At 69.8% G+C, this 20,785-nt stretch carries 17 protein-coding genes; 6 read left to right on the top strand and 11 right to left on the bottom strand.

Going from position 1 to position 20,785, the window contains the following annotated elements:
* Nucleotides 1-150 precede the first annotated feature (150 nt).
* Together DYI95_RS03160 and DYI95_RS03155 are read right to left on the bottom strand one after the other, a co-directional pair.
* Complete coding sequence (locus DYI95_RS03160; RefSeq protein ID WP_116900850.1) at nucleotides 151-1,467, bottom strand: acetamidase/formamidase family protein; 1,317 nt, start codon at nucleotides 1,465-1,467, stop codon at nucleotides 151-153.
* A 29-nt stretch (nucleotides 1,468-1,496) separates the two neighbouring features.
* Nucleotides 1,497-1,754, bottom strand: a complete 258-nt coding sequence (locus DYI95_RS03155; protein WP_116900851.1) for a MoaD/ThiS family protein — start codon at nucleotides 1,752-1,754, stop codon at nucleotides 1,497-1,499.
* A 379-nt stretch (nucleotides 1,755-2,133) separates the two neighbouring features.
* On the opposite strand from DYI95_RS03155, the gene DYI95_RS03150 reads away from it, so the two are divergent.
* On the top strand, nucleotides 2,134-3,042 hold the full coding sequence (locus DYI95_RS03150) for a polysaccharide deacetylase family protein (protein WP_164581343.1): 909 nt from the start codon (nucleotides 2,134-2,136) through the stop codon (nucleotides 3,040-3,042).
* Between the two features lie 86 nt (nucleotides 3,043-3,128).
* On the opposite strand, the gene DYI95_RS03145 is transcribed toward DYI95_RS03150, so the two are convergent.
* The 5 genes from DYI95_RS03145 to hutU all read right to left on the bottom strand — a co-directional run bounded on the left by DYI95_RS03145 (nucleotide 3,129) and on the right by hutU (nucleotide 9,324).
* Entirely contained in the window at nucleotides 3,129-3,635 is a 507-nt protein-coding gene (locus tag DYI95_RS03145; protein WP_116900853.1) for a DinB family protein, read from the bottom strand.
* Nucleotides 3,632-4,420 (bottom strand): NAD-dependent deacylase, encoded by a 789-nt coding sequence (locus tag DYI95_RS03140; protein WP_243149837.1) that lies wholly within the window; start codon nucleotides 4,418-4,420, stop codon nucleotides 3,632-3,634. Before DYI95_RS03140 ends, DYI95_RS03145 begins: the two co-directional genes overlap by 4 nt.
* A gap of 158 nt (nucleotides 4,421-4,578) precedes the next feature.
* Nucleotides 4,579-5,850, bottom strand: a complete 1,272-nt coding sequence (locus DYI95_RS03135) for an arginase family protein (protein WP_116900855.1) — start codon at nucleotides 5,848-5,850, stop codon at nucleotides 4,579-4,581.
* A gap of 48 nt (nucleotides 5,851-5,898) precedes the next feature.
* Entirely contained in the window at nucleotides 5,899-7,443 is a 1,545-nt protein-coding gene (locus DYI95_RS03130) for an imidazolonepropionase (protein WP_164581342.1), read from the bottom strand.
* A 186-nt stretch (nucleotides 7,444-7,629) separates the two neighbouring features.
* Nucleotides 7,630-9,324, bottom strand: a complete 1,695-nt coding sequence (gene hutU, locus DYI95_RS03125; RefSeq protein WP_116900856.1) for a urocanate hydratase — start codon at nucleotides 9,322-9,324, stop codon at nucleotides 7,630-7,632.
* Between the two features lie 316 nt (nucleotides 9,325-9,640).
* Between hutU and DYI95_RS03120 the strand changes: the two genes are divergently transcribed.
* The 5 genes from DYI95_RS03120 (at nucleotide 9,641) to DYI95_RS03100 (ending at nucleotide 14,834) form a co-directional block, all read left to right on the top strand.
* Nucleotides 9,641-10,843, top strand: coding sequence for an ABC transporter substrate-binding protein (locus DYI95_RS03120; RefSeq protein ID WP_203530689.1), 1,203 nt, complete (start codon nucleotides 9,641-9,643; stop codon nucleotides 10,841-10,843).
* Between the two features lie 345 nt (nucleotides 10,844-11,188).
* Nucleotides 11,189-12,067, top strand: coding sequence for a branched-chain amino acid ABC transporter permease (locus DYI95_RS03115; protein WP_116900858.1), 879 nt, complete (start codon nucleotides 11,189-11,191; stop codon nucleotides 12,065-12,067).
* An 18-nt stretch (nucleotides 12,068-12,085) separates the two neighbouring features.
* On the top strand, nucleotides 12,086-13,354 hold the full coding sequence (locus tag DYI95_RS03110) for a branched-chain amino acid ABC transporter permease (protein WP_243149836.1): 1,269 nt from the start codon (nucleotides 12,086-12,088) through the stop codon (nucleotides 13,352-13,354).
* Entirely contained in the window at nucleotides 13,354-14,121 is a 768-nt protein-coding gene (locus DYI95_RS03105; RefSeq protein WP_116900859.1) for an ABC transporter ATP-binding protein, read from the top strand. The genes DYI95_RS03110 and DYI95_RS03105 overlap by 1 nt, the downstream gene beginning before the upstream one ends.
* Nucleotides 14,121-14,834, top strand: coding sequence for an ABC transporter ATP-binding protein (locus DYI95_RS03100; RefSeq protein WP_116900860.1), 714 nt, complete (start codon nucleotides 14,121-14,123; stop codon nucleotides 14,832-14,834). The genes DYI95_RS03105 and DYI95_RS03100 overlap by 1 nt, the downstream gene beginning before the upstream one ends.
* A gap of 94 nt (nucleotides 14,835-14,928) precedes the next feature.
* Here the strand turns inward: DYI95_RS03100 and DYI95_RS03095 are convergent, their stop codons facing one another.
* The 4 genes from DYI95_RS03095 to DYI95_RS03080 form a co-directional block, all read right to left on the bottom strand.
* Nucleotides 14,929-16,188, bottom strand: a complete 1,260-nt coding sequence (locus DYI95_RS03095) for an NAD(P)/FAD-dependent oxidoreductase (protein ID WP_371731884.1) — start codon at nucleotides 16,186-16,188, stop codon at nucleotides 14,929-14,931.
* Nucleotides 16,189-16,287: 99 nt separating this feature from the next.
* Nucleotides 16,288-17,454, bottom strand: coding sequence for a glycosyltransferase family 4 protein (locus tag DYI95_RS03090; RefSeq protein ID WP_116900862.1), 1,167 nt, complete (start codon nucleotides 17,452-17,454; stop codon nucleotides 16,288-16,290).
* Between the two features lie 52 nt (nucleotides 17,455-17,506).
* Nucleotides 17,507-19,162, bottom strand: coding sequence for a murein biosynthesis integral membrane protein MurJ (murJ, locus tag DYI95_RS03085; protein ID WP_243149835.1), 1,656 nt, complete (start codon nucleotides 19,160-19,162; stop codon nucleotides 17,507-17,509).
* A gap of 159 nt (nucleotides 19,163-19,321) precedes the next feature.
* Nucleotides 19,322-20,779: a glycosyltransferase gene (locus DYI95_RS03080; protein ID WP_116900864.1), complete on the bottom strand. Its 1,458-nt coding sequence runs from the start codon at nucleotides 20,777-20,779 to the stop codon at nucleotides 19,322-19,324.
* Nucleotides 20,780-20,785: the final 6 nt, after the last annotated feature.

Below are 20,785 nucleotides of genomic sequence, written 5' to 3'. Positions count from 1 at the left end.
AGGCGCCGCCCCACAGAGACCCGTTCATGGCGGGTTCCTGGGGCGGCGTCGCACCGAACAGAGCAATCTGCACCTAGCAGCACAATGTTCTGTCGAACCGGACTCGCGTGATGGCGGTCCTGGTGTACCGACCACGGGCAACGGGACGACTTACACTTTGATCCCGTACTGCGCCTCGATATACGGCCCGAGCCCAATCCGCGCCAAGCGGTCGACCGGCGCCAGGAAGGTCACCTGCACCACCCCGGGATGCCGGGCGATCTCGATGGCCCCCGTGATGGTGGCCCGGTTCTTCACCTCCGGGACGCTCATGCCCAGCAGGCGAGCCGCCCGCTCCAGCCCGTTGTCGGTGGCCGAGTTCAGGTCCGGCCCCGTGCCGATCACCGAGATGGGGGCCGTCCGCTCCAGTTCCCGCAACCCCCACTGCTCGGCCAGGGCCCGGGCGCGGGCCAGTTCTTCCTCGGTGAAGGGCCGGGCCAGGTAGGGCAGGTCTTCCGGCACCGGCAGCAGGATCGGGCCGTCGATGTTCAGGCCCTTGATGACCTCGACCTGCAGGGTGACCGTGCCCGAGACGTCGCAGGTGTGGCCGGCGATCTCCCCGTCGCCCTGCAGAGCATGCATGTCGCCCAGGTAGACCCCGGCCCCCGGCACCTTGACCGGCGCGATGACGATGGCCCCGGCCCGCACCGCATCGCAGTCCATGTGCCCGTCGGTGCGGTGGGCCAGCTGCTCCGGCGCCAGGGCGAACTCGTGCCGCTTGCCGATCAGGGCCGAACCGAAGTCCCCGGCGTTGTGTGAGTCGGGCATGCGGATGGCCGGCACCGTGCCCAGCTGGCCCAGGAAGGGGCGCAGCCGCGCCACCACACCCACCAGATCGTGGGGCGCGAACCGCAGGATGGGGTTCTGGGTCGAACGGGCCGGCAGGGCGGCGTAGCGGGCCGCGTCACGGGCAATGGCCTCCGCCGCCTCGCGGTGGACGGTCACCCCCACCCGCCGCGTGGCGTCGAAGACGATGGTATAGCCGTTGGTGAAGGTGAAGGGCGTCGCATCGGCACCACAATTGGCGCAGCGGACCGATTCGGGACCGATTCCCTCAAGCCGCGTGGCCGGGTACATGGTACCGCACTGGGGACAGCGAGCGGCGCAGTACGGGTCGTCGAGGAAGCGGCCCTCCATGGGCCGGTCGTTACCCGACGCCGTGGCGATGGAGGTCACCGTGATGTCCTTGATGCGGATCGCCACGGCATCGCCCACTTCCGCCCCCTCCACGGCCACGGGCACCGTCACCTCGTGGCCGCCCTTGAGGTGGGGCGTGATCATGGGACCCCAGCAGCCGGGTGCGGTGTTGGCGACGATGTGCCCGCCATCGCGGACCGGGCCCAGCATGGGCTGCTCGGGGTCCAGCACACCATCGGTAAAGCGGTCGACGAACACGGTCTCGTCCGCGGTACGCAAAGGCAATGCCATGGGTCTCGCCCCCTGTTGGATGTTGCAGGCTACCCGTCCCCCTGCCCGCCCGCCATAGGCTGGAGCAGGGCCAGGTCAGCCCCCGCCGGCACCACTTCCCGGCGGCTCAACACGCGCCCGCCGGCAACCAGCAGCGCCGTCGACAGGGCCTCCCGCAGGGCAGGATAGTCCTCGCCCAACCGCAGCAGGAGCTGGTCGACGGTGGTCTCCATGGGCGTGTCGACGACCACCACCGGTACCCCGGCCGCCCTGGCCAGGTCGGGTCCTAGGCGCACCCGGATCTGCATGGCATCCCTCCTCGTGTCCGCTTGCGACGGTGATGTTCGGCGCGGCCCGCGGGACATCCTGTAGGCTGAACTTTCCACTCGCTGGCTGCCGTCGGTTGTGGCTAATATCGGAATGGTGCCTGGAAGCATCGGGGAACCAGGGACCGGCAACGCCTACCGGGCGGCCACCAGCGGGAAGGAGTCTCTGACGGTGCGGTTGCGGATCGTGCAATGGCGGCTGTTGAGGGCGGGTATCAGCGCTTGCCTGGCGGTCCTGACGTCGCTTGCAGCATTGCCCGCGGGACCCGCATTGGCCGGCTCACCACCGGTATACTACACCGACCGGGTTGCGGTCCTGATGTATCACGGTTTCGAACGTCCACAAGGCGGCCCGATCACGGTGACCGCCCAGCAATTCGACGAGCACCTGCGGTCCCTGACGGAAGCGGGCTTCCGGTTCATCTCCGCAGAGCAGTTCCGCCAGTGGAAGGCCGGCAAGGGGTCTGTTCCCGCCAATGCCGTGTTGCTCACCATCGACGACGGCTTGAAGGAAGTCCATTCGATCGCCTTGCCCCTCTTGCGAAAGTACAACGTGCCGGCCGTGGCCTTCGTCGTCTACCGCCGGATCGACCTGGATCCCAACACCTTGAGCAGCGACGCTGTGGAAGAACTGGTAGCAGGGGGCCTGGAGGTCCAGTCCCACACCTATAACATGCATCACCGCGTGATCCGTACCGGGGACGGTGCCGACGTCGCGGTACTGTGGGTCATGGACGAGGCGGCCGTCCGCTTGGACATGGCCCAGGCCCGCCAGCGCCACCAGGAGATCCTCGGCAATGAGCCCGACATGCTGGCCTATCCGTACGGGTCATACAATGCCACGCTCATGCAAGCCGCCCGGTCGGAGGGCATCCGGTTCGGTTTCACCACCCGCACCGGACTTGTCTCCCGAACAACCCCCGACATGGAAATTCCACGCTTCAACGCGGGGGTTCGGGGCATGACGGGAAAGCAGGTGGTAGACCTTCTCCAGCGTTATGCACCGGCCCCGGCCGCTCCCACCACCCAACAACCCAAACCGAGCCGCTATGTCGTCGGGGGCGGTCTCTACCGGTCTAAGGCCGAGGCCCTGAAAGCCGCCCAGCGGTTCACCCGCCTGACGGGCTACCGAATGTACGTCACCCCCCATCCCCAAATAAAGACCCAATACTGGGTCCAGACGGGTAAGATTCCGTCACAAGCGCGTGCCGTCGAACTGGCCAGGCGCTGGCTGCGGATCGGCATCAAGTACATCGTTCCGTCGAGGTAAACGTCAGGCAGACGGGTACGGGGCGAGACGGAGCCGGGAAACCTACAACAACAGGTGGACAACCCGGCTCCGTCCGCAGCAATAATCTAGCGCTCGTAAAACAGCGGCGGCTCAATGCCCAGCTCCCGCAAATACACGTACCCCTGCCCGCGGTGGTGGATCTCGTTCTCCAGGGCATACACCAGCCGCTCAAAGTGGCTCTGGGGCGGGCCACCGAAGAAGGGATCCGGTTCGACCTGCAAGAGGCGCTCGGTCGTGATGCTGGGCCACACTTCCCGCGTTCGGGCGCGGACCTGCTCGCAAACGGCCAGGAGATCGGCCTTCGTGCGGGTGTTGTCCGCCACCTTGCCGAAGGACCACTCGCCCAGGGCGATCCCGCGGATGTAATCGTCTTCAATGTTGAGGATCTCCTGGACCATCTCGCCAAAGGGGCGCAGGATCTCCACGGGCTTGTAATTAAAGAGGGCATCCTCGGGGAAAGCCTGGATGACCCGCAGGGTAAGGCGGCGGTTGCTTTCCAGAATGTCAAGCAAGCCGGCAGGATCCAGCAGGGTTCCGTTGTTACGGGGGTCGTCCCGGCCTGCTGCCGTCACGCGTTCCACTCCTTTCCGGATTCATCCGCGTCACCGTTCGACCCCAGGCGGGCCAGTTCCTGGTCGACCTGTTCCAGAATGTCCCCGGCCACCCCGCGGAGGACGAGTCCCGCCTGCTCATCCAGCGGCGTCGGGTCGCGGTTGACGATGGCCAGCAGAGCCTCGCCGGCGGCCGCCCGGCGTACCACCAGCTCGGGCAGCGACGCGGCGGGATAAACCTCAAGGGACGAACCCACCACCAGCATCAAGTCGCAGCGAAGCGCCTCCTCGTGGGCCTGCTGCCACACCGCGGCCGGCAGGGACTCGCCAAACAGCACCACATTCGGCCGCAGGCGGCCCCCGCATTCGCAGTAGGGCCGGCTGAGGAAGGCCTCCGAGGGCTGGGTTCGTCCACAGCGCTGGCAGTGGCACGTCCGCAGGTCGCCGTGCAGCGGCAGCACCCGGCGCGATCCGGCCTGCTGGTGGAGGCCGTCGACGTTCTGGGTGATCACCGCCTTCAGCCATCCGGCCGCCTCCCAGCGGGCCAGAATCCGGTGGACCCGGCTGGGTTGCACCCCCTTCAGCGCCTCGATCCGCTGGCGGTAAAAGGCGACAAACTCATCGAAGTGGCGTTCCATGAACGCCAGGCTGGCCATGTGCTGGGGCACCCGCCGCCAAAGGCCCTGCGAAGAGCGGAAGTCGGGCAGGCCTGATTCGGTGCTGGCCCCGGCGCCGGTGAAGGCCACCATGTGACGCGACCCACGGGCGAGGGTCGCCAGGCGGTGGATCTCGCTGGAAGCAGACACGGCCTCTCCTCCGCTGTGCCCAGACCCGACGGACGCCCCGTGGTCCTGGTCCATCCGCCCACCGCCTCCCACCGCACGCCCCCTACACCCGTCCGGGATCCCGTCCGGGATCACGTCCGGGCGGCTCGACCCCGGCCTGGTCACCCGTGGGGGAAGACTCAGGACCCCGGTGACGCCAGCGCACCATGGCTGAACGCCATGGCTTCGATGGCCAGGCGAGCCGCCAGGAGAGCCGTCATCCCCGCGGGATCCAGGTACGGGTTGACCTCCACGATGTCGATGCCCACCACCCGGGCGCGGCTCGCCGCCAGGCGCAGGATCTCGCGGACCTCTTCATAGGTCAAGCCGCCCGGTTCGGGGCTTGACGTGCCCGGGGCGACCGCCGGATCCAGGCCGTCGATGTCCAGGCTGATGTAGAGCGGCTCGCCGGGGGGAATGGCCGCCAGGAAGGGCACCAGCGGGTTCGCGTCGTCGCCTGGTGCGGGTGGCCAACCCAGCCGGCTGCCGGCCGGCCCCCCTCCGCCCGGGCTGGTTCGGCCGTGTGACCCTGTCCCTCCGGCCGGGCCGGCCCCGGCGCCAGAGCCTGTCGCTCCGCCCACCCTCGCCCCGGCGCCAGAGTCCGCCGCGGTACCCGGGTGCGGCCCACCACTCGGCCCCACCCCCGCGGGGATGGCCGCTCGCCGGGCCCACGCCGCCCGCCACTCCCCCATGGTCACGATGCGGTTGCCCCGCCGGACGGCGGCAGCATACGCCTCGGGGCTGGTGCGGATGCCGCGGACGCCGATGACGGTGATGGTCCCGACGTACGGCAGTTCGGCCGCCCGGCGGAAGGGGCTCGAGTTGGACCGGAGGAACCCGGCCACATCGGCGGAGAAGTCCAGGTGAGCGTCAATCTGGAGGACGTGCAGCCGTCCCCCGCCGCTCCCTTGGCCGCCCCCTTCACCCCCGAACCGGGCCGCCGGTCCCGGACCGGCCGCGGCCTGCAGCAGCTCACCGTACGCCCGCAACACCGGGTAGGTGATGGAATGGTCGCCCCCCAGCACCACCGGCACGGCGCCCGCCCGCAGGGCAGCTCCCACCAGGGCGGCGACGCTGCGGTCCAGGTGCTCCAGGTCGGTGTAGAGCGGGTCGGCGTCGCCCAGGTCGACCAGCCGGCAGCCCTTGAGATACCAGCGGTCGTCCTGGATGTCCCAGTAGCCGGGGTTGTCCGGCCCCCAGGGGAGAGCGTAACGGGTGGAAAGATCGCGGATGGCCCGTGGCGCCAGCCGCTGGCCCGGCCGGAAACCTACGGCCGCGTCGAAGGGCACCCCGATGACGGCAAAATCGGCCTGGCCGGGCTGCAGCACCTCGGGGGGCACGTAGGGCGCCCGGGCAAAGGTGGCAATGCCGGTGAAGGGCATACCGGCCCTCGGCTGCTGCGGCGCCTGCATCGTCTGACCCCCTCCGCTTGTCCGTCGAGCGGTGCTCTACCCGGCCCATCACAGCGCAACGACCCGGCCACCCTTCACCACCGCCACCACCGGCACGGTGCCCAGCCGGTAAGCCAGGTGCTGGTAGGAGGGCGCGTCGATCACCACCAGGTCGGCTTGCTTGCCGGGCTCCAGGCTTCCCAGGCGCCGGGCCCGTTCCACCGCCCAGGCGCCGCCCAGGGTCGATGCCACCAGGGCCTCGGCAGGGGTCATCCCCATCCCCACGCAGGCGATGGCCATCACCAGGGGCATGCTGCCGGCGGGGTGGCTGCCGGGGTTGTAGTCCGTGGCCAGGGCGACGGGAACGCCCGCCCCGATCAGCTTCCGGGCGGGGGCATACGGCTCCCGCAAAAAGAACGCCGTTCCCGGCAGCAGGGTGGCGATGGTGCCCGCCTCCCGCAGCCGGGGGATGTCCTCGTCCCGCACGTGGAGCAGGTGGTCCGCCGACACCGCCCCCACCTGGGCCGCCAGCCCCGCCCCGCCCAGGGGAGTGAGCTCATCCACGTGAAGGCGGATGCGGAAGCCCAGGCGCCGGGCCGCCTCCACGATCCGCCGGGTCTGTTCCAGGTCGAACACGCCCTGCTCGCAGAAGACGTCGGCGTACTCCGCCAGGCCTTCCCGCGCCACCGCGGGCAGCATCTCCTCCACGATCCGGTCGACGTACCCGTCCGGGCGGCCGCGGTACTCCGGGGGCACCGCGTGGGCCCCGAGGAAGGTCGCCACCACCTCGGGAAGAACCAGCCCCCCGGCGGGGCTGGCAGCGCCTGGCGCCCAGGTGGCATCCTTACCGGCGGCGCCAGGTGCCCCGGTGGCAGCCGGGCCGGCGGCGCTTGGCGCCCGGGCGGGAGCCGGGCTGGTGGTGCCGGGTGCCCCGGTGGCAGCCTGACCGGCCGCGCCAGGCCCGGCCGCAGGAAGCGCTGTGTGGGCGGCGGCCCCGGGCCGGTTCGTCCGGAGCCGCGGGCCGCGGGCACTCTCCCCCGCCCCGGCCCCCAGCGGCCAGGTGCCGTCAAGGTCGTCGGCCGGGTCCGCCGCCCGGCGGATGGCCCGGAGCATCTTGAGCTCGTCGGCGGTGGTGAGGCCGTAGCCGCTCTTCACCTCTACCGTGGTGGTGCCCAGGCGCAGCACCTCGAGGAGCCGCCGGCGCAAAGCGGCAGCCAGTTCGACCTCCGGCGCCTCCCGGGTCCGGCGCACCGTATCGAGGATGCCGCCGCCCGCTGCCAAGATCTCCTGATAGCTGGCCCCGGCCAGGCGCCGCTCGAACTCCTCCGCCCGCCAGCCGGCAAAGCAGAGGTGGGTGTGGGGGTCGACGAACCCCGGCACCACGGTGCAGCCCGATGCGTCCAGCACCTCGGCCGGGTCGAACCGCCGCGCCAGGTCGGCGTAAGGTCCCACGGCCACGACCCGCCCGTCCCGGACGGCCACGGCGCCTTCGGGGATCACCTCCAGCCGGCCCTGCTGGGGTCCGGCCGGCGGCCGCTCGGCCGCCCGGGGCGTCGCCACCTGGGCCGCCGGTCCAATCAGCAGGTCGGCGGGTTCCCGAGATCCATGCACCATCAGAGCTCCTCCATCGCTCACCGGCGTTCCCCTGTGCGCTCGCTCACCGGCGTTTCCCTGTACACTGGGCCGCTTCCCCGTGCACTGGCGTTTGCTTTGCTCTCGCTGGCGTTGGGGTCCCGGCCACGTCCCGGCTCGGGCCACATCCCCGTTTCCGGCCCCGTCCCGTTCCCCGCCACGCCCCCGTCAGCCGCCCCGGCGCCCATTGCCGGCGTCCATGCCGATCCCCAGCGACGGCATCTTGATGCCCCGCTCCCGGGCCACCTGCCGGGCCCGCTCGTAGCCCGCGTCGGCGTGCCGCACCACGCCCATCCCGGGATCCGTCCGCAGCACGTGGGCCAGGCGCCACTCGGCGTTCTCGCTGCCGTCGGCCACCACCACCTGCCCGGCGTGGATCGAGTACCCGATCCCGACCCCGCCGCCGTGGTGGACAGAGACCCACGACGCCCCCGCCGCCGTGTTCAACAAGGCGTTGAGGATCGGCCAGTCGGCGATGGCGTCGGAGCCGTCCTTCATCCCCTCGGTCTCCCGGTAGGGCGAGGCGACGGACCCCGCGTCCAGGTGGTCGCGGCCGATCACGATGGGCGCCTTGAGCTCCCCCTTCTTCACCATGTGGTTGAACAAGAGCCCGGCCCGGTCCCGCTCGCCGTAGCCCAGCCAGCAGATCCGCGCCGGCAGGCCCTGGAAGGGGATCTTCTCCCCCGCCAGGCGCAGCCAGCGGGCCAGCCCCTCGTTCTCCTTGCCGAACTCCTCCAGGATCACCCGGTCGGTCTTGTGGATATCTTCGGGGTCACCCGAGAGGGCCACCCAGCGGAAGGGCCCCTTGCCCTCTTCGAACAGGGGCCGGATATAGGCGGGGACGAACCCGGGGTAGCTGAAGGCCTCGGCGAACCCGGCCGCCTTGGCCTGGCCCCGCAGGTTGTTGCCGTAGTCGAAGACCACGGCCCCCGCCTTCTGGAACGCCACCATGGCCTCGCAGTGGGCCGCCATGCTGGCCATGGACCGGCGCACGTACTCCTCCGGGTCGGACGAACGCAGCCGCTCCGCCTCGGCCACGGTCAGCCCCGCCGGCACGTAACCCCCTAGCGGGTCGTGGGCGGAGGTCTGGTCGGTGACCACATCGGGGATCCACCCGCGCCGGACGAGCTCCGGTTCCACCTCGGCGCAGTTGCCCAGAAGGGCCACGGACAGGGGTTCCTTCTTGCGGCGCGCCTCTTCGACCCAGGCCAGCGCTTCGTCCAGGTCCGCCGTCCAGCGGTCGCAGTAGCCCATCTCGACCCGGCGGCGGATGCGCCGCTCGTCGACCTCGATGATCAGGCCCACGCCGCCGTTCATGGTGATGGCCAGGGGCTGGGCGCCGCCCATGCCGCCGAGGCCGCCGGTCAGGACGACCCGGCCCGCCAGGGACCCGCCGAAGTGCTGCCGGGCCACGGCGGCCAGGGTCTCGTAGGTGCCCTGGATGATGCCCTGGGAGCCGATGTAGATCCACGAGCCGGCGGTCATCTGGCCGAACATGATGAGGCCCTTGCCCTCGAGTTCCCAGAAGTGCTCCCATGTCGCCCACTTGGGCACCAGCAGGGAGTTGGCGATCAGCACCCGGGGCGCCTTCTCGTGGGTTTCGAAGACGGCCACCGGCTTGCCCGACTGGACGAGCAGCGTCTCGTCGTCGCGCAGGACCTTGAGCGTCTCGACGATGCGCTCGAAGGCCTCCCAGTTGCGGGCGGCCTTGCCGGTTCCACCGTAGACGATGAGCTGGTCGGGGTTTTCCGCCACCTCGGGGTCGAGGTTGTTCATCAGCATGCGCAGGGCGGCCTCTTGCTGCCAGCCCCGGCAGGACAGCGCCTTGCCGCGGGGGGCACGGACCGTGCGGACGGCGGACATGGTGGCACCTCCCCAGGGGGCTCGGACCGGGGCGACCGGTTCGACGCGGCCCCGGCCTTGGGAGCCGTCCACGGACAGTCGCTTCGGAAGCTGCGCCGTCACTTCCTTCCTAATATTATTCACGGCATCCCACACCATCTGGATTCCTACCGGCCCCGGATCGGGAGCTGGCCCCAGATGGCACCCGCTCCCACTCTTCCATTGCCGTACGAATCTTTCTACACAAGGGAAGAAAACTGCTGGACATCCCCAAACAAGTCGCTAGAATAGTAGCTACCTGGCGCATTCATCCAGGATCGCTAGAGGAGGTATGGATGTGTTCCGTTCCAAATCAGTTTTTGCTTCCCTTCTTCTGATTCTCGCTTTATCGCTGTCCGCCTGTGGGCCCGCCGGTACCGGCTCGGGCGCCGGCTCCGGCGCAGGGGGCGCTGACGGCGGGGCCATCAAGGTCGGAATCAACGCCGAGCTCTCGGGTGACGTGGCCTCCTACGGGCAGTCCTTCGCCCAGGGTGCGGAGCTGGCGGCCGCCAAGATCAACGAGGAAGGCGGGCTGCTGGACGGTCGGAAGATCGAGTTCGTCAAGGCTGACAACAAGTCCGACGCCGCGGAGTCGACCAACGCCGCCCTCAAGCTGATGACCCAGGACCAGGTGGTCGCCATCATCGGCGCCGCCACCTCGGGCAACACCCTGGCCATGGTCGACCTGGCCAACGAGAACCAGATCCCCGTCATCGCGCCGACGGCCACCAGCCCCATCGTGACCGTCGACCCGGAGACCGGTGAGACCCACGAATTCATCTTCCGCGTGTGCTTCATCGACCCGTTCCAGGGCCAGGTGGCGGCCAAGTTCGCCTTGGAAGAACTCGGCGTAAAGCGGGCCGCAATCTTCACCGACTCGTCCAGCGACTACGCCAAGGGCCTGGCCGCGGCCTTCAAGGAGGCTTTCACCGCCGGCGGCGGCCAGATCGTGGCGGAAGAGTCCTACGTCAAGGACGACACCGACTTCAAGGCCCAGCTCACCCGGATCAAGGCGGCCAACCCCGACTTCCTGTTCATCCCCGGCTACTATGAGGAGGTCGGCCTGATCGTCAAGCAGGCCCGGGAAGATGCGGGCCTCACCATCCCGATGATGGGCGGCGACGGTTGGGATTCCCCGACCATGGTGGAACTGGCCGGGGCGGAGAACCTGAACAACACCTTCTTCACCAACCACTACTCCGCCGGCGACCCCGACCCCAGGATCCAGGAGTTCATCAAGGCCTTCCAGGCCGAGTACAACAAGGTGCCCGACGGCTTCGCCGCCCTGGGCTATGACGCCGTGATGCTCCTGGCCGACGCCATCAAGCGGGCCGGTTCGGCCGACCCGGTGGCCATCAAGGACGCCCTGGAGCAGTCGAAGGACGTCCAGCTGGTCACGGGCACCATCTCGATCAACGAGCAGCACAATCCCGTGAAGGCCGCCGTGGTGATCGAGTACAAGGACGGCCAGCAGGTCTTCCGGACCAAGGTGAACCCGTAAAGCCCGGCCGTCAACGCGGGCGGCCCGGCGCTGGCCGAACCGATCGCCCGGCTCCCGAGCGGGCTCAGCGACCCGGACCCGGGGCGTCAAGACCGTAACCAAGACACCACCAAGACACCACCCGGTGAGCGTTTAAGAACAGCCCGATAACAGCCGGTCCCGCGGCAGGAGGGGGTTCTGTCCTCCTGCCGCGGCCGGCGATGGCTGAGGCGCCGCCGGCAACTCCGACCGCGACCGCTTGCCGTTAGAGCCGGCCTCCAAGGCCTGAAGCCGGCCACCGGGGCGGCTCCGGCACGCCGGGCGGCCTGGAGGCGGTACCGGCCACCACAAGGGGATACCACAGCCATGGACATCTGGCTCCAGCAGCTTTTGATCGGCCTTTCCGTGGGGACCATCTACGCCCTGATCGCCCTGGGCTACACCATGGTCTACGGCATCATCAAGCTCATCAACTTCGCCCACGGGGAGGTCTTCATGATCGGGGCCTTCACCGGGTACTACGCCCTGACCGCCTGGGGGCTCGGTTTCATTCCCGCCCTGCTCCTGGCCATGGGGGTCTCGGCCCTGCTGGGGGTCACCATCGAGCGGGTGGCCTACCGGCGGTTGCGCAACTTTCCCCGGCTGGCGGCCCTGACCACCGCCATCGGCGTCTCGCTGTTCATCCAGTACGCCACGATCTACCTGCGGGGGGCCCAGTCGGAGGCTTATCCCAGCCTCTTCCCCAACCGGCGGCTGGAGATCCTGGGCGCGGGCATCAACCTGGACGCCCTGGTGATCCTGGCCGTCTCCGTGGCGCTTATGGCCATCCTCCAGTTCATCGTGCAGAAGACCCGCACCGGCAAGGCGATGCGGGCGGTGAGCTTCGACCTGGAGGCGGCCCGGCTCATGGGCATCCCGGTGAACCGCACCATCTCCATCACCTTTGCCATCGGCTCGGCGCTGGGTGGTGCGGCGGGGGTGGTCTATGGGCTCTATTACACCCGCATCGACCCCCTGATGGGCGTGCTGCCGGGACTCAAGGCCTTCGTGGCCGCCGTGGTGGGCGGCATCGGCTCCATCCCGGGGGCCATGGTGGGGGGCCTGGTCATCGGCATGGTCGAGACCCTGGTCAGTGCAGCCGGCCTCTCCCTCTTCCGTGACGCCGCCGCGTTCCTCATCCTGATCCTCATCCTGCTGTTCCGGCCGGAGGGCCTCTTCGGGCGGCACACCACGGAAAAGGTCTGAGCGGCGAGGAGGGGCAGCATGGTCAAACCCCAACCCCGGCGGGCGGCTGCCGTCGCGGCCGGCCTGATCCTGATCTACGCCGTGGTGCAGTTCCTGCTCACGGCCCGCATCCTGGACCGCTTCTACGAGAACGTGTTGATGAACATCGGCATTAACGTGCTGGCGGCCGTCAGCCTGCACATCGTGCTCGGCCTGGCCGGGCAGTTCTCCATCGGCCACGCGGGCTTCCTGGCCGTGGGGGCCTACACCTCGGCGGTGCTGACCCAGAAGCTGGACATGCCCTTCGCCGTGGCCCTGCTGGCGGGGGCCCTGGCCGCCCTGCTGGTGGGCCTGGTGGTCGGCATCCCGTCCCTGCGGCTGCGGGGCGACTATCTGGCCATCGTCACCCTGGGCTTTGCCGAGATCGTCCGCATCATCTTGCTCAACGTGGAGTACGTGGGGGGCGCCGCGGGCATGCGGGTCTCCCACCTGACTAGCTGGACCGCCCTGTACGCCAGCGTGGTGGCCGCCATCCTGGTCACCGTGCACTTCACCCGCTCCGCCCACGGCCGGGCCACCCTGGCCCTGCGGGAAGACGAGATCGCCGCCGCGGCCATGGGCGTCAACACCACGACCTACAAGGTCATGGCGTTTGCCCTGAGTGCCTTCTTTGCCGGGCTGGCAGGGGGGCTGCACGCCCACAATTTCTACGTCATCCAGCCCAGCAACTTCGGGTTTCTCAAGTCCTTCGAGATCCTGGTGTTCGTGGTCCTCGGCGGCATCGGCAGCCTGCCCGGGGCGATCCTGGCGGCCACCTTCCTCACCCTGGTCTCCATCGGCCTGCAGGCGTACCCCGAGGTGCGGATGATCCTCTACAGCCTGGTGCTGATCCTGGTCATGCTGTTCCGGCCCCAGGGGCTTTGGGGGACCCGGTCCATCACCGGGTTCTTCCCCGGGTTCCGCGGCGAGGAAGACGAAGCCGCGGCGGGGGCCGGGGTCAGGGCTCCGGAAGCCCTGCCCGCCGGGAGCCCCGCTCTCGCTCGGGCGGCCGGAGGGGCCGGGAGTCCCGCTCTCGCCCGCGAGGCCGGAGGGGCTGGCGCGGGCGGAGCGGGCGGTGCGGGCGGACCCACCGGATCAGGTTCAGGAGGCCTCGGGACCACCGCCGGAACCGTCCCACAGGGCTCCACGAGCTCCGGTGCCCCACGCTCCGCCACCGGCGGCCCCGCCCCGGATGGTGCGGCCGCTGGGGACGCCGGTTCGACCGGCGGGGGTGCCGGTTCGACCCCCGGCCAGGGAGGTGCCCGCTGATGCTGCTGTTGCAGATGGAGAAGGTGGGAATCCGCTTCGGCGGCCTCAAGGCCGTGGACGGGCTCGATCTGGCGGTCGAACCCGGCGAGCTGGTGGGCCTGATCGGCCCCAACGGGGCGGGCAAGACCACCGTGTTCAACCTGCTGACGGGCGTCTACACGCCCACCGAGGGGACCATCACCTACGCCGGCCGGCGCATCAACGGGCTCAAGCCCCACGTTCTGGCCCGGCTGGGCATCGCCCGGACCTTCCAGAACATCCGGCTGTTCCCCAACCTGACGGTCTTCGATAACGTGCGGGTGGCCTACCAGGTCAACACCCGCCACACGCCGCTGGACTCCATCCTGCGGCTGCCCCGCTTCTTTGCGGAAGAGAGCCGCATGGCCGAGGAGAGCCTGGAGCTGCTCGGGCGCCTGGGCCTCCTGGCCCACAAGGACGAGCTGGCCCGCAACCTGCCCTACGGCCTGCAGCGGCGCCTGGAGATCGCCCGGGCCCTGGCCCTCAAGCCCCGGCTCCTCCTTCTGGACGAACCGGCCGCCGGCATGAACCCCCAGGAGTCCCGCCAGCTCATGGAGCTGATCGCCGCCGTGCGGCGGGACTTCGACCTGACGGTGCTTCTGATCGAGCACGACATGTCGGTGGTGATGGGCATCTGCGAGCGGATCTACGTCCTCGACCACGGCGTGCTCATTGCCACCGGGACCCCGGCGGAGATCCGCCGCAACCCTCGGGTGATCGAGGCCTACCTGGGGGAGGAGGCATCGTGATGCTGGAAGTCCGCGACCTACACGTCTATTACGGTCCCATCCACGCCCTCAAGGGCATCTCCCTGTCCGTCAACGAGGGCGAGATCGTCACGCTGATCGGGGCCAACGGGGCCGGCAAGACCACCCTGCTGCGGGCCATCTCCGGGCTGGCGCCCGCCCGCCGGGGGGACATCACCTTCCAGGGCCGCTCCCTTTTGCGGCAGCTGCCCGAAGACATCGTCCGCCTGGGCATCTCCCACGTGCCCGAGGGCCGCCGCATCTTCGCCAACCTCACGGTCCAGGAGAACCTGGAACTGGGCGCCTTCCTGCGCCGGGACCGGGCCGAGCAGGCCCGCGACCTGGAGAGGGTCTTCGACCTGTTCCCCCGGCTCAAGGAGCGGCTTCACCAGGTCGCCGGGACCCTCTCCGGCGGCGAGCAGCAAATGCTGGCCATCGGCCGTGCCCTCATGGCCCGGCCCCTCCTCCTGCTCCTCGACGAGCCCTCCCTGGGCCTGGCGCCCCTGCTGGTGCGGACCATCTTCGACGTGATCCGGGAGATCAACAGCCAGGGCACCACCATCCTGCTGGTGGAGCAGAACGCCCACATGGCCCTGTCCATCGCCCACCGCGCCTACGTGCTGGAGACGGGCCGCATCGTGCTGGCCGGCCCAGCGGACGAACTCCGCCAGAGCGAGGCGATCCGGGCGGCGTACCTGGGCGGCAAGGCGGGGTAGGTCGGGGCCGGGTTGACCCGTGTGAATCACGGGTCGTGTAAGCCGTAACAGAGGATGTTGCGTGGCCGGCTGCGAGAAAGCCCAGCCCACGCCTTTACCATGCACCTCTGGACATTACCGCCGGAGATGCGCCGTCCACCCCCAGCGCCGCCTTCACCGGCTCCACATCGGGGAACGAACCGCGGCCGAAAAACACCTGCCAGGCCAGCCGGCGCAAAGGCGTGCCACGAAAGGCAGCGCAGCCCAGTTCATACCACAGGGGATGACGGAAGGTCGCCAGGACCCGCCGCATCCAGCGCCGGGAGAGGAAGCGGGGTTGGAAGGCGCCGCCGTGGTAGTGCCCCAGAATGCGGGGGTCGCCCTGGTCCAGATAGGCGGCCACCACGTGGGCCGCCAGGTCGGACAGCCGCAGGCACGGATCGAGACCGCCGGCCGTCAGGGGCGACACGGCACCGGCGGCATCGCCCACCAGAAGCCCCCGCGGGCAGGCGATGCGGTGCAGAACACCGCCCACGGGGATGCGGCCGCCCCGCCGCTCCACCAGCCGCCCCCGCTCGAGACCGAAACGCGGGGCCACTCGTTCTTTGAAGGCGGCCAGGGCGGTGGTGACGTGGAACCGGTCGGGGTAGCCCCCCGTGCCCACGTGGACCTCCTCCCCGTCGTGGACCACCCAGGCCAGATACCCCGGCGCCAGCCGCGGATCCAGGTAGCAGTGGAAGGCGGGCGGACCGTCCAGCGGCACGCCCCGGTAGACTTCCTCCGCGCCCACAATCCACTCCCGGTTCACGTCAAGCCCCAGGTTCCGGGCCACAGTCGACTGGCAGCCATCGGCGCCAATCATAAACCGGGCCTCCACCGCCCAGCGGCGCCCTCCCGTCTCCAGGTAGACCCGGCTGGTTCGACCCGGTTCGGAGCCCAGAAACCGTGTGCCGCCGGCCCAGTGGGCGCCGGCCCCCACCGCCTCGTCGAGCCACCGGGCGTACAGGCGCCGCAGCCGGCCCACGCGGAACTCGTCATGGGGGCTCGACAGGTGAAGGGCCCGCCCCGCCGGGGAATACAGCACCACGTCCCGCACCACCGGCCCGAGGTATTCGGCGGGCAGGTCAAAGCTTTCCAGCGTCTTCCGCACGAAAATGCCTGTGGTGTGGACGAACCGGTCCACCCGGGGTTTGCGGTCGACCAGCAGGACCTTGAGGCCTCGCCCCGCCAGCAAGCGGGCGCTCTGCAGGCCCGCCAGCCCGGCCCCCACCACGACCACGTCGTACAGGTTCACACCCTCAACTCCCCGGCGCAGTCTCCGCTGTGTCAGAACCGCTGACTCGTCGCCCCCCTTGGGTGCCAGTGCAGCCGGCATGGAAGCCTGCCGGTGAATCTGTTCGTTACCTTGACCAGTTTGCCCATCCTGGGTTTTCCGCCACCGAACGCAGCGCTGCGGTAAGACCCCTTATCCTCGTCAGGGCGTGCCCCGGTCCGGGTTCGCCGGGTCCGGCCCGGCTGCACCCCGGTGCCTCGCGGCCACCGCAGCTTCGTATGCCCGCCGGGTCTCAAGCGCCACAGCTTGCCACGTCCAGGCCTCCACCCGCCGTCGGTTGTGCCTTCCCATGTCGGCCAGCCGGTGGCGGTGGGCCAAGGCCTCGCGCAAGGCTTGTACCAGACCCGTAGGATCGTCCGGCGGGTAGAGGAACCCGCCCTGGTCATCCACCACTTCGGCCAGGCAACCGCGACGCGGAGCAACGACCGGGCGGCCGAAGGACATGGCGAGGATCACGGTGCCCGACGTGAAGATGTCCTCATAGGGCATGACCACGGCGTCCGCCGCGCCCATGAAGAGGGGGATGTCCTCGTCCGGCACCCGCTCCAGCACCAGCCGTATCCGCCTATCACCGGCCGCGGCCGCCTCGATCTCGTCCCGCAGAGCGTCCGTGGCGGGTTGCCCGGCGACCACTAGGCGGACCCCTTCCTCCGGAAATTCCCGGAAGGCCCGGACCAGCCGGGGAACGCCCTTGTACGGCCGAATGGCCCCAAGATAGAGGAACGTGACGGCGTCCGGGTCGATGTCCAGCCGGGACCGGGCTTGCTGCCGGTCCCAGGGCTCACCGTACACCCCCAAATAGTGACCGTGGGGCATGACGAAGATACGGCGCCGCAGGCGCTCCGGGACGGCGAAGGCGCCGGCCGTCGCCTGGCGGGCATAGTCGCAATGCACGATGAGGGCGTCACAGAGCCTGACCAGCCGTCGGTGAAAGAAACGCTCCAGCTGAGGCTGCCGCCGGTCGTGGTCGTGGAGGTTGTGGACCGTCCAGACCAGGGCGGCACCGCGCCGGCGCATGGCCCGAAGCCAGGCAAGAAGCCGCATCCCCTTGAGCGCCGTCATCCATGCCCGGCGGTCGAGCATGTACCCGTGGGTCCAGTGCAGGTGGATCACAGCCACATCATCCCCGGACCGCCGGGCCACGGCCGCCGGCGGCACATCGGCCAGGCGCCTGGCCAGGGTGACCTGCACACCCAGGTCCGCCAGGGCATCTGCCAGCAGCCGCTGGTAGGGGTTGCTCGAACTGTAGTCGGGCAGCATCCACACCCGCAAGCCTGGCCCGCCACCACTCATTGCCGGCTGGTTCATTCCTCACCCTCCACCGGATTCCGGCCCCATCCGGGCCCCGCGCCTCCAGGGATCACGCTTGGCCGGCGTTGCGCTCGGCCGGACCCCTCCCGCTCCGTCCGGCGCCCCCCAGGCGGGCCAAGGCTTTCCGGGCCAGGCCGCCCAGGAAGGCCAGTTCCTCCACCCGAAACAGGGCCAGCACGGCCCCGTACACGGCGGCCCCGGCGACCACCAGCAGGAGCAGGCCGGTCGCCTGGGCTACCGTTCGAGCATCGGGAACCACCAGCTGCGCTACAGGCCCCCGGCGCAATACTTCCACCACCACCACCATCACGGCCGAGGCCACCGCCGCCTGCACCGCACCCCCGAGCAGCGACCGGCCTCCCACCGGCCCGAGCCGCCGCCGGAGCCTCACCAGCAGGACCAGGGCGCTCCACCACAGGGAGATGGACCAGGACAGGGCAATGCCGCCGTGGGCAAGGTAACGCACCAGCAGGAGGCTGAGCAGGATGTGCATGGTCAGCGCCACGATCCCGGTGCTGGCGGGCGTCCAGGTGTCACCCGTACTGTACATCGCCCTGCTCATCAGATCGCGCCAGGCAAAACCCGTAAGCCCCAGGCAGAGAAAGGCCAGGGCAAAGGCCGTCATCTGCGTGTCGTGGGCGTCGAACCGGCCGCGCTCGAACACCAGGCGTACCAGCTCCGACCGGAGCGCCAGCATCCCGGCGGTGATGGGAAACATGAGAAAAAGGTGCAGGCGCAACCCGCGGCGGAGAAGGGCGAGGAAGCCGGCCCGGTCGCCCTGACTGATACGGCGCGTCAGCTCCGGATAGAGCACCGTGGAAACCGGGTACATCAGCAGGCCCTGGGGCAGCCCCGTGATCCGCTGTGCAAAGGACAGCGACGCGGCGCTCCCTTCGGGCAAACCCGAAGCCAGGGCCCGTTCCACCGTCTGGCTGATCTGGCCCGTGCCCGTAGCCGCCACCACCGGGCCCGTCCGGCGCAGGGCGGCCCGCAGGTCCGGGTGGTTCCACCGGAACACCGGGCGATACGGCAGGCCCACACGCCGGAGGGCGCTCCATTGGAGAATCACCTGGGCGGCCAGCGCCACCAGGGACGCCCAGGCGACCGCCTCGATACCGTAGGCCCGGCCGAGAAAATAGGTTCCGCCAATGAGCACCAGGTTTTGCGGGATGCCCACCGCCGCGGGCGTCACCACGTTGCCGCAGCTGTTGAGCACGCCCTGCATCCAGCCGTTGATCCCCATGAAGACAATCCCTGGAAGCATGATCAGGGCCAGGCGCCGGGTGAGCTCCAGCTGTTCGCCGGCAAACCCTGGTGCAAACAGCCGGACCAGGGGATCGACCAGGATCATGGCCGCAGCCAGGATCGCCACCAGCGCCAGCAACAGCCCGTGGAACAGGGTCCACGCCACCTCGCGAAAGTCCTCGTCCCGCCCGGTGGCGCGGTAGCGGGTGAGCATGGGGATGACGATGGTGGTGATGGCGCTGCCCACCGCCTGAAACAGCACCGAGGGAATGGCGAAGGTGATGGTATAAGCGTCGGTCACCCGGCCGGCGCCGAACACGGCCGCCAGCACCATCTCCCGGACGAACCCCAGCACCCGGCTGGCGACCGCCAGCAAGAAAACGGCTGCCGCCGATCGGGCGAGGCGAGCGCCCACTCCCCCTGCCCCCTTGTGACGCTGCCGGCGCCCCCTCTGCATCATGCCCGCTGCATCCCCGCCGGATCGTCCCCGTCAGGACGGCCTGGAACGCGCGTCCCTGCCTGCACCGTGCAACCGCGGGTGGTCTCCCGTCGACGCGCCGTGGCCGCTTACCGGACCCCCGCCCCGTGGCCGCCCACCACCCTTCTGTGGGGCGGCCGCCTACCGGCCCGCCACCAGTTCGTCCAGCAGCTCCGCCAGGGCCCGGGCCTGTTCCCGGCGCTCGTAGCGGCGATACGCCTCCGGTGGAAGAGGTTGCGGTCCGGCCAGCTCCCCCCGCTCCCACCGGCGGTAGAAGCGCAGCACCGCCGCCTCGATGGCCGCATCATCCTCCGGAGCAACCACCTCTCCCAGGCCGAACCGCTCCACCACGGCAGCAGCCTCACCGGGCATGCTGAGGGCCAGGATGGGGCGCTGGGCGGCCATGTATTCGAACAGCTTGCCGGGGATGAAGGTGCCACCGAAAACAGGGTCGACATCGTTGATCAGCAGGAGCACATCGGCACCCTTCAGGAGGGCCACGGCCCGGCGGTGCGGCACATGGCCAAGCACCTCCACCACGTCGCCCAGCCCCAGGTCCCGCACGGCCCGGGCATTGTCGGAGTACCCGGGGTAGTCGAACACGCCCGCAAAGCGCAGGCGCAGCCGCGTCCGGTCCACGGCACCCCGGTCGATCAGGCGCCGCACGGCACGCAGCAGACGGCGCGGGTTCCGCTCCTTGTAGAAGATCCCTGTATAGACGAAGGTACAGCGCCCTTCCACCCGCTCGGGCTCGATCCCCGCGAAGTCGGCGGCGTCAAACCCGTTGTGAATCACCTCAAGCCGGCGAATCACATCCCCGTACTTGGACCGGAAGCCCTCGGCAAAGGAGCGGGTCACCGTCAGCACCACGTCGGCTTCCCGCATCACCGCCCGCTCCATCCGTTCCTCCAGCGCCTCGCGCCAGCCGATCCCGCTGCGGTGCACGTTCTGGGTCCAGGGATCCCGGAAGTCGGCCACCCACGGAAGCCCCGCCTGCCGGTGCAGAGCCAGCCCCACCAGGTGATCGGTGTACGGACCCGACGTCGACAGCAGCGCCTGCGCGCCGTACCGGGCCAGCATCCGCCGCCCTTCCCGTACCGCCGGCACGTACCAGAGGATGCGGTCGTCGGGAATCAGCACGTACATCCGCGCCCGCTTCATCAGCTGGACGAACCGGCGCCGCCAGCCTCCGGGCTCCTCGCCTGAAGCCAGCGAGCGACCGGCTCCCCGTTCTCCTGCGTCCGGGGCCGCCGCGGCCGTGGCTCCGCGGCGGCCTGTCCCGGGAGATGCCGTCCCCGGCCGGCCGACCTGCGGCGCTGCTGCCGCCATTGGGCCGGCCAGTACCCGCGGCCGCCACTCGCGGACCCGGTGCACCACCACTTCGGGAGGAAGCTCGTCCAGCAGGGTGGGGTCCAGCGACACGTGCCAGACCGGATCCATGGCCAGCACCAGAGGCCGCCAGCCGAACTGCGGAAGGTATTTCGCCATCTTGAGGGCTCGCTGCACCCCGCCACCGCCGATGGGGGGGAAGTAGCAGGCGACCATCAAAAGGTTTTTCAGCCCCGTGCCGTGCTGGAGGCCGGCGGGGCCGGACGCCATGCGCCG

It is taken from the genome of Thermaerobacter sp. PB12/4term (assembly GCF_003403315.2).
Lineage (GTDB): Bacteria > Bacillota > Sulfobacillia > Thermaerobacterales > Thermaerobacteraceae > Thermaerobacter.
This window is presented reverse-complemented; position numbering and strand designations above follow the sequence as displayed.